Source organism: Streptomyces sp. WMMC940 (assembly GCF_027460265.1).
Classification (GTDB): domain Bacteria; phylum Actinomycetota; class Actinomycetes; order Streptomycetales; family Streptomycetaceae; genus Streptomyces.
On record NZ_JAPZBC010000001.1, the window covers coordinates 800,150 to 815,329 of the forward strand.

13 protein-coding genes and 1 tRNA gene are annotated in these 15,180 nt (G+C 72.6%); 4 read left to right on the top strand and 10 right to left on the bottom strand.

All coding sequences use genetic code 11. The features are described from left to right. The first annotated feature begins 34 nt into the window (after positions 1 to 34). Entirely contained in the window at positions 35 to 2,959 is a 2,925-nt protein-coding gene (locus tag O7595_RS03635) for a helix-turn-helix transcriptional regulator (protein WP_269727271.1), read from the top strand. A gap of 648 nt (positions 2,960 to 3,607) precedes the next feature. On the opposite strand, the gene O7595_RS03645 is transcribed toward O7595_RS03635, so the two are convergent. After that, positions 3,608 to 3,681, bottom strand: a tRNA-Pro gene (locus tag O7595_RS03645). 125 nt (positions 3,682 to 3,806) lie between these two features. On the opposite strand from O7595_RS03645, the gene O7595_RS03650 reads away from it, so the two are divergent. Beyond that, positions 3,807 to 4,523: a transketolase gene (locus O7595_RS03650; protein WP_269727272.1), complete on the top strand. Its 717-nt coding sequence runs from the start codon at positions 3,807 to 3,809 to the stop codon at positions 4,521 to 4,523. Between the two features lie 92 nt (positions 4,524 to 4,615). Then, complete coding sequence (locus O7595_RS03655) at positions 4,616 to 5,524, top strand: transketolase family protein (protein WP_269727273.1); 909 nt, start codon at positions 4,616 to 4,618, stop codon at positions 5,522 to 5,524. A 42-nt stretch (positions 5,525 to 5,566) separates the two neighbouring features. On the opposite strand, the gene tgmB is transcribed toward O7595_RS03655, so the two are convergent. The 4 genes from tgmB to O7595_RS03675 all read right to left on the bottom strand — a co-directional run bounded on the left by tgmB (position 5,567) and on the right by O7595_RS03675 (position 8,709). Further along, positions 5,567 to 6,505, bottom strand: coding sequence for an ATP-grasp ribosomal peptide maturase (gene tgmB / locus O7595_RS03660; protein ID WP_269727274.1), 939 nt, complete (start codon positions 6,503 to 6,505; stop codon positions 5,567 to 5,569). 15 nt (positions 6,506 to 6,520) lie between these two features. Continuing rightward, positions 6,521 to 6,712 carry a putative ATP-grasp-modified RiPP gene (gene tgmA, locus O7595_RS03665; protein ID WP_138051927.1) on the bottom strand — a complete coding sequence of 64 codons (192 nt, stop codon included), beginning with the start codon at positions 6,710 to 6,712 and terminating at the stop codon, positions 6,521 to 6,523. 551 nt (positions 6,713 to 7,263) lie between these two features. Continuing rightward, complete coding sequence (locus tag O7595_RS03670; RefSeq protein ID WP_269727275.1) at positions 7,264 to 7,629, bottom strand: MmcQ/YjbR family DNA-binding protein; 366 nt, start codon at positions 7,627 to 7,629, stop codon at positions 7,264 to 7,266. Positions 7,630 to 7,752: 123 nt separating this feature from the next. After that, on the bottom strand, positions 7,753 to 8,709 hold the full coding sequence (locus O7595_RS03675) for an alpha/beta fold hydrolase (protein ID WP_269727276.1): 957 nt from the start codon (positions 8,707 to 8,709) through the stop codon (positions 7,753 to 7,755). A gap of 770 nt (positions 8,710 to 9,479) precedes the next feature. On the opposite strand from O7595_RS03675, the gene O7595_RS03680 reads away from it, so the two are divergent. After that, the gene (locus O7595_RS03680) at positions 9,480 to 10,676 is read left to right on the top strand and encodes an acyl-CoA dehydrogenase family protein (RefSeq protein WP_269732351.1); all 1,197 of its coding nucleotides are present in this window, start codon (positions 9,480 to 9,482) and stop codon (positions 10,674 to 10,676) included. 95 nt (positions 10,677 to 10,771) lie between these two features. Here O7595_RS03680 and O7595_RS03685 read toward each other — a convergent pair whose 3' ends face one another. The 5 genes from O7595_RS03685 to O7595_RS03705 are packed head-to-tail and all read right to left on the bottom strand — an operon-like array spanning position 10,772 to position 14,659. Continuing rightward, positions 10,772 to 11,341 (bottom strand): GAF domain-containing protein, encoded by a 570-nt coding sequence (locus O7595_RS03685; RefSeq protein ID WP_269727277.1) that lies wholly within the window; start codon positions 11,339 to 11,341, stop codon positions 10,772 to 10,774. Then, entirely contained in the window at positions 11,338 to 11,997 is a 660-nt protein-coding gene (locus tag O7595_RS03690) for a GTP-binding protein (protein WP_269727278.1), read from the bottom strand. The genes O7595_RS03685 and O7595_RS03690 overlap by 4 nt, the downstream gene beginning before the upstream one ends. Beyond that, positions 11,975 to 12,346: a DUF742 domain-containing protein gene (locus O7595_RS03695; RefSeq protein ID WP_269727279.1), complete on the bottom strand. Its 372-nt coding sequence runs from the start codon at positions 12,344 to 12,346 to the stop codon at positions 11,975 to 11,977. The genes O7595_RS03690 and O7595_RS03695 overlap by 23 nt, the downstream gene beginning before the upstream one ends. A 2-nt stretch (positions 12,347 to 12,348) precedes the next feature. Continuing rightward, a complete protein-coding gene (locus O7595_RS03700; RefSeq protein WP_269727280.1) occupies positions 12,349 to 12,783 on the bottom strand; it encodes a roadblock/LC7 domain-containing protein in 435 nt (144 codons plus the stop codon). A 7-nt stretch (positions 12,784 to 12,790) separates the two neighbouring features. Beyond that, positions 12,791 to 14,659, bottom strand: coding sequence for a sensor histidine kinase (locus tag O7595_RS03705; protein WP_269727281.1), 1,869 nt, complete (start codon positions 14,657 to 14,659; stop codon positions 12,791 to 12,793). Positions 14,660 to 15,180: the final 521 nt, after the last annotated feature.

A 15,180-nucleotide genomic window follows, 5' to 3' on the forward strand; every position in this document is an offset into this window, starting at 1 on the left:
GGGCCCGCGCACGCCGGAAGGTGGTGGTGGGTACGTGAACGTCGGCGCGTACCTCCCTCTGCGCGCGAACGCGGGGAGGCTTCACGTGCCGGTCGGCCGGGCAGAACTCCTCGACCGCCTCGACCGGGTCCTGCACGCCCGCGGGCGTGCCCTCCTCACCGGCCCCGCCGGGGTCGGCAAGTCCGAAGTGGCGCTCGCCATAGCGGCGCGCGCCGAGGCACGCGGCGAGAAGGTGCTGTGGCTGGCCACGCTCCCCACCGACCGCGGGATCCCCGGCGCGGCCGCGGCAGCGCTCGTGGCCTCCGTCGCCGCGTCGGAGACCGACCCGGGGCCGCGGACGGGTCCCGCCCCGAACGGTGGGAACCCGGCCGGGGAGCAGGACGCCCTCCAGATGCTGCCCGGCCCGCAGCGCGCCGCCGTGGCCATGCTGTGCCGGGAGGCACCCGTGCCCGAGGAGGGCTGGGACCGCATCGCCCTGCGGCTCGCCCTCGCCGGGATCCTCCGTACGCTCACCGCCCGCAATCCGGTCCTGCTCGTCGTGGACGGGGTCCAGCGGATGGACCCCGAGAGCGCCGACCTGCTGCGCTTCGCCCTCCATCTGGCCCCGCCCGCGCTGCGGGTCGTCGCCGTCGAGACCCCGGACGCCGAGGCGTACGGCCCCGGCACCGCCGGCGAAGGCCCGGAGCCGCTGTGGGTCCCGTCCGAGGCGGACGTGCTGAACGTGGCGCCGCTGCACGCGGACGAGATCGCCGAACTCCTCATCCACCACCGGCTCCCGTCCCGGATGGCCGGCCGCATCCATCGGGCCAGCGGCGGCAACCCGCGGCTCGCCCTCGCCATCGGCCGCTCCCTCGCCGACGCGCGGACGCCGGTGCACCACGCCGAGGCGCTGTCCCTGTCCGGCCGCGCCCGCGATCTGGCCCGGCAGCTCCTCGCAGTGGCCTCCCCCGCCGTGCGCGCCACGCTGCTGCTCGCCGCGCTCGCCCTGCGGCCCTCGGCGTCGCTGATCCGCCGCGCGGGCCGCCCCACCGCGGAGTCCGACCTGGCCATGGCCGAACGGGCCGGGCTGATCGCCCTCACCGAGGACGGCACGGTGTCCTTCACGGCGGGTGTGCTGCCGTCCACACTCGTGCACGACGCCTGCTGGACCGAGCGCAGCCAGGGGCACGCCGCGCTCGCACGGGTCGTGGACGACCCGGTGGAGCAGGTACGGCACCGGGCCCTCGCCACGGACGTACCCGACGAACGGCTGGCGGCCGAGGTCGCCGCCGCGGCCGACTCCGCACGGCGCCGCGGCAACAGCGCCCTGGCCGCCGAACTCGCCCTGCTCGCCGCGGAGTCCACGCCCGGCCGGGAGGGGACGCGGCGCATCGCCCGGCTCGTCGACGCGGCGGAGGAGGCCGCCCGTGCCGCACGCGCCGACCTCGCGGTCCGGGCCGCCACCGATCTCCTCTCCCGGGACGCAGCCCCTGCCGACCGGGTCCGGGCCCGCCTCGCGGTGCTGGACACCGCCGGTCAGGGCCTCACCGGCCTCGACGAGATCTATGTGCACGCGATGGAGGACTCCGAGGGCGACACCGCACTGCGCGCCGCCGTACAGCTCCGCCTCGCGGTGAAGTACGTGCTCGCCGACGGGGACCCCGTGCGCTCACGGGCGGCCGCCGTCGACTCGGCGGAGCTTGCCTCCTCCGTGGGCGACGCGAGGACGGCGGCCAGGGCCCTGACCGTGCGGGCCCGCATGGAACGCTTCCTTGGCTCGCCGGACGCGGAACGGGTGCTGGCCCGGGCTCGGGCCCTGGAGATGGTCGAGCGGCCACCCGGGATCCGCAACGCCGCACAGATACTGACGATCCGTCACGCCCTCTTCGACGACCGGCTCGGCGATGCCCGGGACCAGCTCAACGCGCTGCTGCCGCTGGTCGAGCGCCGCGGCACCGTCGAGGACGCCATCGAACTGTTCAACACGTCCGCGGAGGTCGAGGCGCGCCGCGGCCAGTGCGCGGCGGCGCTGTCGCACGCCGGACGGTCACTCGCCCTGACACTGGAGGCGGGCCTCTCCCCGGGACCCGCCTGGTACTCGCTGGCCCTCGCCGAGACGGCCGGCGGCAGCTTCGCCCGCGCCGCCGGCTACGCGCGCCGCAGCGCCCAGGCCTCCGAGGAGGAGGGCGACCACGTCTTCCTGTCCCGCAGCCTCTACGCCCTCGGACGGGTCCAGCTCGTCACCGGCGACGTGGCCAACGCCCTGGAGACCCTGAGGCGGGTCCAGGCCGGGGAGCGCGCCCAGTCCGCCGTGGATCCGTCCATGCTGCGCTGGCACGAGGAACTGGCCGAGGCGCTGCTCGCCAACGACGCCCCGGAGGAGGCCGCAGGAGTGCTCTCCGACGTCCGGCCGGTCGCGGAGCGGCTGGGCCGTACGACGGTGCTGCTCGGCTGCGACCGGGTGTACGCGTTGTACCTGGCGGCCGGCGGGAAGGCCGACGAGGCGGCCGGGCTGCTGGCGGAGACGGCCGACCGGTTCGGTGACGCGGGGCTGCCCCTGGAACGCGGCCGGGCGCTGGTCGCGCTCGCCCGGGTGGAGCGCCGCCGCCGCAGGCGCTCGGCGGCCCAGCAGGCGCTGCAGGCGGCGGCGACGGTCTTCGAACGGTCGGGCGCGGCACCCTGGCTGGCGCTGGCGTCGGAGACCCCCTCGGGCTCGGCCGAGCCCGCGCCCTCCCGCGACGGCGCGCTGTCGTCGCTGACGGAGGCGGAACTGCATCTGGCGCTGCTCGTCGGGCAGGGCGCGAGCAACCAGGAGGCGGCGGCGCGGCTGTATCTCAGTGTGAAGACGGTCGAGTCCCGGCTGACCCGCATCTACCAGAAACTGGACGTGCGTTCGCGGGCTCAGCTGGCCACCGCGCTCAGCGCCTGGCCCGGGCTGCGGCCGCCGGAGATCCCGGCCGGCGGGCCCGGGGCCGGCTGAGCGGCCCGGGCCGGAGATCCCGGCCGGCGGTGACGATCACCGTACGCGGCGGTGCCGCAGCCGCGCTCCCGGCCGGCTGGGAGGCGGGCCGGCTCGGTGCGGGCACCTGCCGGCGGACCGGCGTGGGTCCGGCCGGCGGACCGGCGTGGGTCCGGCCGGCGGCCACACCTTCGCACGGTGGCCGGAGAACGCGGAGAGGCCGTGTCGGATCAACTCCGACCCGGCCGCCGACATCGCGTTCACAGAGACCCGCCCCGCCGCACCACGGGGGTCCTCCCCCTGGCGCCCCAGGTGCGTCCGGTGAGCTGGTCGGATCGGATGCCGACCTGGTCGGCGCAGAGGATCTTACGGTGATCGATACTTTCTGCAGCAGTCCGGACACGCGTGGCAGAGCGGACGATGTCGCGGTCCGACTGCGGGGCACGCGCGCCGCGGCAGGCGGCAGCAAGGCCGGGAAGAGAAAGATGCTAATCCGGGGAGCCTCGAGGTCGACTCGGACGAGCTTGGACAGCTGCGTATCGTGAGCCGACGATGATCATCAGGCACCTGTGACCAAATGCGACACGAGAGTCTAAGAATGATCAAGGGCCCTGCCTCACTGATGTGAGGCAGGGCCCTTTCACCTGCGACTACGAAGCAAAGCCTCCGTCGGGACGACAGGATTTGAACCTGCGACCCCTTGACCCCCAGTCAAGTGCGCTACCAAGCTGCGCCACGTCCCGGTGCCCGTCTGACCTGGGGTTTCCCCCGGCCGAACGCGCACGAGAACCATACCGCACTTCGCCGGGTGGTCACGAACCGATTGCCGGTTGACCTCAAGTGGGGTTGAAGTTGCACGGTCGGTCCCATGACGCGCACAGGATCGACCACGACTCGTGACCGCACCCACGCCCGCCGGGACCTGGACCGCCTGATGGCCCGGATGACGGGCGACGAGAAGCACGGGCCCGCCGCGACCTCCACGCTCGACGCCCTGTGGGTGCTCTACGACCGGGTGCTCAGGGTGACCCCGGAGACCGCCGGCTCGGTGGAGCGCGACCGGTTCCTGCTGTCGAAGGGCCACGGCCCGATGGCCTACTACGCGGTGCTCGCGGCGAAGGGGTTCATCGACGAGGAGACGCTGACCGGGTTCGGGGCGTACGACTCCCCGCTCGGCCATCACCCCGACCGGGTGCTCGTGCCCGGCGTGGAGATCGGCAGCGGCTCGCTCGGGCACGGACTGCCGCTCGCGGTCGGCACCGCTCTGGGCCTGCGGGCGCGGGGGCTGGACGGTCCCCGGGTGTGGGTACTGATCGGCGACGCCGAGTTGGACGAGGGGAGCAACCACGAGGCGATCGCGTACGCCGGGGCGGCGAAACTCGAACGGCTCCACACGCTGGTGATCGACAACGGGTCCGCGACCCATGGCTGGCCCGGTGGCATCGCCTCCCGCCTCGAGGCTGCGGGCTGGTCGGCGGCGACCGTGGACGGACGCGACCACGGAGCGCTGTACGCGGCGTTCACCGCACCCCATTCCGGGCGCCCGCGTGCCGTCGTGGCCCGCGTCGAACCGAAGGACGCCTGACGGGCACACCTGCCGCGCACCCGGCCCGGGCAACCGGACCGCGGCACGGGAGCGCCCGACGGGCACCCGGACACCACACGAGGGAATTGATCATGGACACGATGCGCGAACGCTTCATCTCGACGACGACCCGGCTGCTGGACGAGGACCCCCGGCTCGCCCTCGTCCTGGCCGACATCAGCGCGGACGGCTTCCGGCCCGCGGCACGGGCACACCCCGACCGGGTGATCAACGTCGGCATCCGCGAGCAGCTGATGATCGGCGTGGGCGGCGGACTGGCCCTGACCGGGCTGCGACCGGTCGTGCACACCTTCGCGAGCTTTCTCGTCGAGCGGCCGTTCGAGCAGGTCAAGCTCGACTTCGGGCACCAGGGCGTCGGCGGGGTGCTGGTGAGCGCGGGCGCCTCGTACGACTGGCCGGCGGGCGGCTTCACGCACATGGCGCCCGGCGATGTGGCCCTGCTCGACACCCTCGACGGCTGGACCGTACACGTACCCGGGCACCCGGACGAGGCGGAGGCCCTGCTGCGGGCGGCCGTCCCCGGGGACGACCGGGTCTATGTACGCCTGTCGCTCCAGTCGAACGAACACCCACGGCCCGTCGACGGCATCCGGTTCGCGGCCGTACGGGAGGGGCGCGGCGGCGTGGTGGTCGCCGTGGGGCCGATGCTGGACACCGTGCTGGCGGCGACCGGGGGCATGGACGTGACGGTGCTCTACGCGACGACCGTCCGGCCCTTCGACGCCTCCTCCGTCCGCCGGGCGGCCGGGCGCGGATCCACCGACGTGGTGATCGTCGAGCCGTGTCTGGCGGGCACGTCGACCGCCGCCGTCAACGACGCGCTGGCGGACGTGCCGCACCGTGTGCTGGGGCTCGGCGTCGCCCGGCGGGAGCTCCGGCGGTACGGGCGGATGGACGAGCACCTCGCGGCGCACGGCCTGGACCCGGCCGGGCTGCGCGGGCGGATCGGGAGCTTTCTCGGCGCCGGCGCGCACCACTGAGCGGGCGGCCCCGAAAGCCTGCGTCGGCCCTCCCCTCGTCCGTCACCCCTGGTCCCTGGCCGGCGGGGCGAGCCACGCGGCGACGGCCTCGGAGATGGGCAGACCGGTCTCCAGTTCGATGAAGCCGAACTGGCCGCCCTGGTTGCACTCCAGGAACCACCACAGCCCCTCCTCGTCCTCGGCGAAGTCGAAGGCGGCGTAGGCGAGTCCGGCGAGGCCCATGTAGTCCCGCACGGCCCGGGCGATGCGCTCCGGCACGTCCACCGCCTTCCAGGGCTGACCGGTGTCGCCGTACCGTCCGTCCACCTGTCCGTCCTCGGAGAGCTTCCGGGCGGCGAACAGGCGTGCGCCCACGGCGGTCAGGCGGATGTCGGACCGCTTGGGCACGTACTGCTGGAGCAACGTGGGCCCGGCGGCCACACCGGAGAAGTCGGCGTCGGGGGGGATGCGGGTGGTGGGCAGGGACACCGGCGGGTCGCCGGGCGGCGGCCCGGAGGCGGACTTCACCACGATGTCCTGGTACTGCGCCGCGAACTGCCGTGCCACGCGGGGGAACGTGGTGACGACGGTGGGGGGCACTGCGAAGCCGCTGCGGTGCGCGAGACTGAGCTGCCAGGGTTTGCAGCGGGCCTGCGCGGACACGCAGGGGTGGTTCATCCAGCGCGCGGTGGCCGAGTACAGCATTCCGTACAGGGCCTGCTCGGTCTCCGCGGTCAGCCATGCCGAGGGCTCCTCGGCGTGGGCGGCGGGTTCACCGGGTCTGCGCACCCATATCGACCGCAGGGCGCCCATGCTCAGCAGCCGGCCGTCGGTCGAGAGGTGGCCGTAGAAGTCACCGCGCACGTACTCGGCGGACAGGGCGGCCTCACCCGGGAGATCGGCGGGGTCGAGCCGCACCAGAGGCACCCCCCGGTCGTGCAGCTTGGCGATCACCATGTCCGCGGTGACGTCTTGGCGGCACGTCAGTATCAGTACGGTCATCGCTGTGCCGGTCCGTCAGTCGTCGAAGTGCGTCTTGGAGCCGGCGGTGGAGGTCGTCGTGCCGGTGACCAGGATCAGATCGCGGTCGACGATGGCGGGCCGCCCGTCCGGCAGCACATTCAACTGCAGCGCGGAGTCGTAGGTGTACGGCAGGGTGACCGCAGGACTCTCGGCCGGAAGTACGTAGTTCAGTACGAACGGTCGCATGAGTCTCCTTCGTCGACTGTCTGGGCACACGTAACAGTACGTGCCGGTGTTGTAGGGCACTCATTACTATCCGTCACTTCCGGATGTGCTGGCAGTGAATGTCGTCACACTGGACGGACCCCACGGGATCGCCCCATCGGTAGACGGATGGGGGAATGCGTGGGGTTCCCTCATGAGAGCACTGAATGGTGTAGACCGTTGTGAACATCCCGTGAAGACGGGCGAGTTGAGCCATCACCCGTGATCGCACGCACATACACCATGACCGTCCGTCACCCGCGTGCGTCCTCCGCGCACACGCCATGACCATGTGTCACACACTTCCGTCACCCGCACACGCGTCATGACCGTGCGTCACGCCCGCCCGTAGGCCTCACTTGTGTCGTGACCGTACGTAACAGGCGTGCACCGGCCCGCGCGCGGACTTCGCATGCCGCATGCGCCCCGTGCGCCGGAACGGCAGGCGTGCGCCTGCCGCGCCTCAGCGCCCCCTGCTCCCGCGCCGGTACGCCCTTCCCTGCCTCGCCCGCACGCGGGAGGAGCCGCCGGGGTCAGGGCCCGGACCCCCCACCCAGCTCGGGATGGGCTTCGAGCAGCCTCCGGGGAGCCGCCTGCCGCCAGGAGTCGAGCAGGACGGCGTACAGCTCCTCCTCGTCCTCCAGTGCGCCGAGCCGCACCCTCAGCCAGGCGTAGGCGTCGTCGTGCCCTTCGCGGACGAAGAACTTGTGCGGCTCGGAGGCGATCAGCTCCTCGCGGTCCGCCCTGGGGCACCTGACCCCGATCGCCTGATCGTCGTCGAGCGAGGCGAAGATCCTTCCGCCCTGTCCCGCCCGGAACGTGGGCCGGCCCCAGGCGAGCTTCTCCACCGCGCCGGGGAGTGCGAGGGCGATTCTGCGTACGTCGTCGGCAGTGGCCATCCTCCGACGGTACGGCGCCCCACCGACAACGCCCGGGACCACTCGGCCCGCGCCCGGATCCCCGACTCACACCGACTTGCACGGCTCACACCGGCTGGCGCGACTCACACCCGCCCGTCCGGTTCACACCCGCTCGTCCAACCAGGCCACCAGGTCCTGCTGGACCTCCTCGCGGTTGGTCTCGTTGAGGATCTCGTGGCGGGCGCCCTCGTACGCCTTCCACGTCAGGGACTCCGTACCGACGTGGCGGAAGTCCTCCAGCAGTGCGTGGACCAGGGTCATCCCCTGGTGGCAGGGGTCCTCCGCACCGACGGCGACATGGACCGGGAGGTCGGCCGGGACGCGGGCCAGGTTGCGTGGGTCGTTGATCTTCCGCACGGCGCGCAGCCAGTCGAGGACGAGGCCCGTGCTGAAGGGGAAGCCGCAGCGCTCGTCGAGGGCGTAGGCGTCCACCTCGTCCTCGTCACGGGACAACCACTCGAATCCGGTCCGGTGCGGGTACGGGTCGTTGAAGGACGCGAAGAGCTCGGAGACGTACGCGGAGGGGGCCGAGCGGCCCTCGGTGGCCGCCCGCTCCTCCAGACGGGCGATGGAGCCCTCGATGTCGGCGCCCGGCAGCGTACGGAAGGCGCCGGAGAGGATCAGGCCGCTGAGGTCGTCCGGGTACTCCTGGACGTAGTCGCGCGCGAGCATGGAGCCCAGGCTGTGCCCGAGGACGACCACGGGAACGCCCGGGTGGAGCAGCCGTGCCTGGTCGCCGACCGCCTTGATGTCCTCCACCGTCGCGCGCCAGCTGTCGTAGCCGTCGACCGGTGCGGCGTCGGGCGTCTCCGCCACGCCGTAGCCGCCGGTGGAGGGGGCCGTCGCCCCGTGGCCGCGGTGGTCGGAGGCGATCGCCCCGTAGCCGTGCGCGGCGAGGTGGCGGGCGAACCGGTCGTACCGCAGCGCGTGCTCCGCCGCCCCGTGGACGAGCTGCACCAGGGCCCGGGGGCGCCCGCTCTCGGGCAGCCAGGAGTACGTGGCGATCTGCACGCCGTCGGCGGCGTCCAGCAGTCCGGGGCGGTATGCGGTCGCGGTCATGGGGGGCCGGCCTCCTCGGTCGGACGGTCACGGGGCACGTGGAGGTCCCTCCCCCGGTCGCCGCCGGTCACACCCACCAGACCCCCGAATGCGCTCGCCACGCCCGTCGCGCCCCGGACCGGCGGCGCACCCGGACCTGCGAGCCGGGCTGGACCGGCTCCGGGCCGCCCGGTCGAGGCGGTGCCGGGGTGGCCGACGAGAGCCCGGTCACCCGCCGGGTCCGGGCACGTCCGTCGAGCTCGAGACCGTGACGTCGCCCTCGCCGAGGTGCGGCGCAGCGGAGGGCCGACGCCGTCCCCCGGGATACGGGCATCGTCCCCGGACAGCGGTGCGTGACATCGGGGGCGTGCACCTGGAAGGGTGTGCGCCGGTCAGCGCCCCTGTACGCCGGGACCACTTTCCGCTCAAAGCCCGTCGATTCCGTCAGAGTTGCGGGCATTTCCGTACCTCTGAGGCCTGGTCGGCCGCCACCGGAAGCGGAATGCTGTCCCTCGGTGCCATATGCCCAGGAACCCATTGCCCAGGGCAAGTGGCAGAAAGAAGACCCGTGGGCATGCCCAGCGGGTGAACCGGACGGGCCACTACCACCAGGGACACAGTCTCAATCACACGTCAATGGATTCCATTTCGGCCAAAGTTGGCCACCGAGTTGTACCACTCGTAAGCGATCAACACCATGAGGTGGTCGGCCTGTACGGGACGGGACCATGCCGATGCACCACCTGCTCGAACACTCGCACGAGCAGGCGTTTCGCAGAGGAGGGCTCGCGATGGACGGGTACTTCGCCAGTCGGCTTCATCATCAGCTCCGTGAGCGGGTGCGGCACTTCGCCGAGTGCGAGGTCCGCCCGCGCATCCCGGCCATGGAGGCCGCCCGCACGGTGCACCGCGACCTCTCGCGGCTCATCGCACGACAGGGCTGGCTCGGAGCGACGATCGGCAAGGGCCATGGCGGGATGGGTGTCGGACATCTGGCCAAGACCATCATCATCGAGGAACTGTCCCGCGTGAGCGGCGCGATGGGAGCCATGGTCCAGGCCTCCCAGCTCGGCGTCGCCAAGATCGTCCATTTCGGGAACGAGGAGCAGAAGAAGACCTGGCTCCCCCTGATCGCGGCGGGCGAGTGCCTGCCCACGATCGCGGTCACCGAACCCGAGTCGGGCGGCCATGTGCTGGGGATGAGCGCCACCGCCGTGCGTGACGGCGACGACTACGTCATCAACGGCCGGAAGGTGTACGTAGGCAACAGTCACGTCGGTGATCTGCACGGGGTCGTCGTCCGGACGGGGCCCGGCTCCAGGGGGCTCACGGCCTTTCTGGTGGAGTCCGGCCGCCCGGGGTGCCACACGGGCGAGCAGAAGCCCACCATGGGACTGCACGGCTTCAGTTTCGGTGAGCTCCACTTCGACGACTGCCGGGTTCCGGCGGCCAACCGGCTCGGCGAGGAGGGGGACGGCCTCGCCGTCGCCTACTCCTCCAGCGTGCTCTACGGCCGGGCCAATCTGACCGCGGTCGCACTCGGCATACACCAGGCCGTCCTGGAGGAGACGACGCGGTTCTGCGCCGAGCGCCACCGCTACGGCAGGCCGCTGCACGAACTGCCGTCCATCAAGCTGAAGCTGGGGCAGCTCCAGTCACGGCTGATGACGGCACGGCTCGCCGCGTACCACGCGGTGCATCTGCTGGACCAGGGACTGGCGTGCGACGCGGAGCTGATGAACGCCAAACTCGTCAACGTCGAGTCCGCACTCGACTCGGCACGGAACGCCATGGAGATACACGCGGCCTCCGGGCTGTTCACGGAGCGTCCGATCGAGCGCTATCTCCGTGACGCGCACCACATCTTCGCGCCCGCGGGCACCTCCGACATCCAGCTGCTCAGACTGGCCGAAGTGGCCCTGGGCCAGTCGAAGGGCCAGTGGTCGGAGCGGCTGGCCGAGCTGACGCGCATGGAGGCCCTGGTCTGACCCGGGCGGACGAGAGGGGCCCCGCGGACGCGGCTCGGCGAACACGACGTCCCCGGGAGGGCCGTACGGCTCCCGGGGACGTCACCGCGTCACGGTCACAGCAGCCCGTCCTCGCGGCGGTGGATCTGCTCGACCAGTTCGGCCGCGAGTGACTTGATGGTCTCCAGGCCCGCCCTGCCCCAGGGCCGAGGCTCGGTGTCCACCACGCAGATCGTGCCCAGTGCGATGCCCGTACGGTCGATCAGCGGCGCACCCAGGTACGAGCGGATGCCGATCTCGTCGACGACCGGATTGCCCGCGAACCGGGGGTAGTCGCAGACGTCCTCCAGCACCAACGCCTTGCGCCGCACGACCACGTGCGGGCAGTAGCCGTGGTCGCGCGCCATGAAGCGGCCCACGTCCCCGCCGCCCGCCGCCGCGAGGTCGCCCCCGCCCGCGTGGGTGCCGGCGGGTGTGTGCAGCCCGGCGAAGAACTGCCGGTGCTCGTCGATGAAGTTGACCATCGAGTACGGGGCCCCGGTCACCTCCGCGAGCTTGTGGGCGAATTCGTCGAACGCCGGCTCGGGCCGTTCGCCCAGCCCGAGCTGACGCAGCCGCTGCACCCGGGTGGGGGCCTCCCGGTCGACGGGTGTCAGCAGCAGATGGCCGGTCGGGTCGTACGTCATGACTGAGCTCCGTAGCTCGGCGCCGCTGCCGGTGCCGGGGTGGTGGTGAGCAGATGCTGGACGAGGGTGACCAGGGTGCCGATCCCGGAGCTGGCGATGCGCGCGTCGCACAGCACGACCGGGACGTCCTCCTTGAGGTCGATCGCGGCCCGGACCTCGTCCGGTTCGTAGCGGTAGGAACCGTCGAACTCGTTGACGGCGACGACGAACCCGATGCCGCGCCGCTCGAAGAAGTCCACGGCGGAGAAGCAGTCCTCCAGCCGGCGCGTGTCGGCGAGGACGACCGCGCCGAGCGCTCCCCCGGAGAGCTCGTCCCACATGAACCAGAAGCGCTCCTGGCCCGGTGTGCCGAAGAGGTACAGCACATGGCGCTCGTCGAGGGTGATCCGGCCGAAGTCCATGGCCACCGTGGTGGTCTTCTTGGACTCCACTCCCGCCAGGCTGTCGGTGCCGACGCTGACGGCCGTCAGCAACTCCTCCGTGCTCAGCGGTTCGATCTCGCTCACCGCGCCCACGAAGGTCGTCTTGCCCACCCCGAAGCCGCCCGCGACCAGGATCTTCAGCGCGGTGGGAAAGGGATCGCCGCGGTCACGGGAGCCCTGGCCGTGCTCGGGGATGTGGTCAGGGCGGTGGTCAGAGCCGTCGTCGTAGGCCATCGAGCACTGCCTCCAGCAGGGAACGGTCGGTCGGAGAGTCCTGGAAGCGGGGCGCCCTGGCGGTGACGGCCCCGCAGTCCACGAGGTCGGACAGAAGCACCTTGGTGACGACCGCGGGGAGCCGTAGGTGCGCCGAGATCTCCGCCACCGACGTGGGGCCGCCGCACAGGCCCAGGGCCAGCGCGTGCTCCGGCCCGAGCGCCCCCTGCGGGACGGTGCCGGTGGCCATCACCAGGGACAGCAGATCGAGGGCGGCCGTGGGACGGGTACGGCCACCGATCACGGAGTAGGGGCGGATCAGCCGGCCTGCCGCATCGTCGAACCACGGCCCGTCCTTGGGGGCCGGCACGGTCAGAGCCCCGTGGCGTTCGGCGCCCCGGCGGCCTGTCTGGCCGGGGTGACCAGATACGGCCGTACGCTCTTGACCAGCATCGCCATCTCGTACCCGAGGACCGCGGCGTCCGCCTCCCGCCCCGCCAGCACGGCCAGACAGGTGCCCGATCCGGCCGTGGACACGAACAGCAGGGTGGAGTCGAGCTCCACCACGACCTGACGGACCTCACCGCCGTCGCCGAAGCGGGCGCCGGCGCTGCGGCCGAGCGAGTACAGCCCGGATGCCAGCGCGGCCATGTGGTCGGCGCTGTCGGCATCGAGGCCGTGCACGGACTTCACCAGGCCGTCGGAGGAGAGCAGAACCGCGTTACGGGTGTACGGCACGCGCTGGACCAGGCCGCTGAGCAGCCAGTCGAGATCCGAGGAATGGCCCGTGGGCACATCGCTCGCCATGGTGCATCTACTCCTTGTGGGTGTCGAACTGTCGCTGCGGTTCGTGCGGGAGGGAGTCCGTGGCTTCCGGCGCCCGGGACTCCGCGAGGCCGATGCCCCGCTGGAAGGCCGCCATCAGCCCGGGGTCGTGCAGGGCCTGCTCCTCGGGCCTGCGGGGGGCGGGTTCGTCCCGCAGCTGGGGCGCCAGGTGCTCCTGGGCGCGCCGCCTGGGCAGCTGCGGGCGGCCCATGGTGCCGCGTACGTCCGGGGAGTCGGACGGCGAGGACGCATGGCGCGGCGCGGGAGGCCGCGGAGGCGATTGCGCCGGCGGGGTGGCCGCGTGGGCCGCACCGGTCCGGACGGTTGCCGGATTGGCCCGGTCCGGGTGCTCGCCGCGCACCGGTAGCGGCCCGGTTGCGGGATCCGCGACGGGCTGCTGGTGCGGCATGCCCGGCATGCTCGCCGCGTAGGTCAGGGTGCGCTGACTGCCGGTGTGGTGCCCGTCGGCGGTGTGCGGCGGCTCGACGGCGGGATGCGGGGCGGCCGCGGGGGCGGCGGCGTGCTCCCGGCCGGCGACCCCGCCCGCCACCGCGGCGGCCGCGGCCGGCGGATGGTCGGCGTGGCGCTGGGCGCCCTGCTGCCCGGCTCCGCCCTGGGCCCCCGGTTCGGCACCGAGCAGCCCCTGCGGCAGCACCAGGACGGCCTGGATGCCTCCGTAGATGTTGGACTGGAGGCGGACCGCGATGCCGTGCCTGCGGGCGAGCGCCGAGACCACGAACAGTCCGATGCGGCCGTCCTGCAGCAGGTGCGCCACATTGACCTGGTCGGGGTCGGCGAGCAGGGCGTTCATCTTGTTCTGCTCGGAGAGGGGCATGCCCAGTCCCCGGTCCTCGACCTCCACGGCCAGCCCCGCCGTGACGTGCGAGGCGCGCAACAGCACCTGGGTGTGCGGGGCGGAGAACAGGGTGGCGTTCTCCACCAGTTCGGCGAGGAGGTGGATGACGTCGGCGACGGCGTGGCCCCGCAGGGTGCCGTCGATCGGCGGCACGAGCTTGACCCGGGGGTACTGCTCCACCTCGGCGATGGAGGAGCGGAGGACCTCGGTCATGGTGACCGGGTTGGACCACTGACGGCGGGAGATGGCTCCGCCGAGGACGGCGAGGTTCTCCGCGTGCCGGCGGATCCGGGTCGCCAGGTGGTCGACGTGGAAGAGGCCCTTGAGCAGCTCCGGGTCCTCGACCTCGTTCTCCAGCTCGTCCAGCAGCTGGATCTCGCGGTGCACCAGCGACTGGAGCCTGCGGGCGAGATTGACGAAGACCTCGACCTTCTGCTCGTTGCCCACGCTGCTGGACAGCCGCGAGGCCTGCACCACGGCGGCCACGGCGGCTTCGTGGGAGCGCGTCAGCTCCTGGGCGAGGAGATCGAGTTCGTCCCCACCGGCGGCCGGGGCGGGCAGGTTCTCACGGGGCGGGGGACGCTCGCCGCGGCGCAGTCCGTCCACAACGGCGGTGAGCTCGGCCTGTCGGCGGGCGCTGGACCGGCGCAGGTCCTGCGCACGGTCGAGCATGGTTCTGGCCGTGCGTTCCGCGCCCAGCGCCGCCGCCACCACGGCGACCGCGGCGAGGGCCGCCGAGCCCGCGAGCGCGACCCACAGCGCGGCGGACGGCCGCGCGTCGGTGGAGCGGATCGTGAACAGCACCGCGGCCGCGCCGCTGAGCGACACGACGACGGCGGGCAGTACGGCGGTTCGCATCAGTTGGGCCCGTATACGGGCTTCGGAGTTCGGCGGCGTGGACTGCGGCCTGCCCGCGGAGGAGAGAGCGCGGGCGCCTGACCGGCCGTGCCGCCCGCCCTCGCGGCGGTCCTGCCGCGCGGCGGGTGCGCGTAGTTGAGACATCAGCGTCCTTGGTACGTGGCCCAGGAATCATGTACCGATCGGTGTGCGCGGCGCCAAGGGTGTGCGGGAGCCCACCGTTGATCACCGGGCACACACGGTAGTCGTGAACCGTTCATGTGCGGTGGGCAGTTGACAAACTTGCCCGTAGAGCGTCCCGCTCTGGTATGAGGGCTCGCACGCACAGGCGAAATTCCGGGGGCGGCGGCGGGGGCGTGTGCCCGGGTACGTCCTTGTCCTCGGCCGATGGGCGGAGTGTCCGGACAATTCGCGAGAGGGCCGATCGTGGGGCGGATCCCCCGGCATCCGGGGCGGACGGTGCCCGGGAGGGGCGGCGTAGGCCGGCCCCCTCCTCGGGAAGGCACCGGCCGACGCCGCCCCCCGGGGCTCGGATGTGCTCCGCGATCCGGGCCGATGCCGGCGTCCCCGACCGACCCGCGGTGCGAGGACCGGGCACCGCCGGGTCACGTCCGCCGGAGCCGTGTACCGACGGCCACTCGGTGATCTCCGCTTGAGGCTGTGCG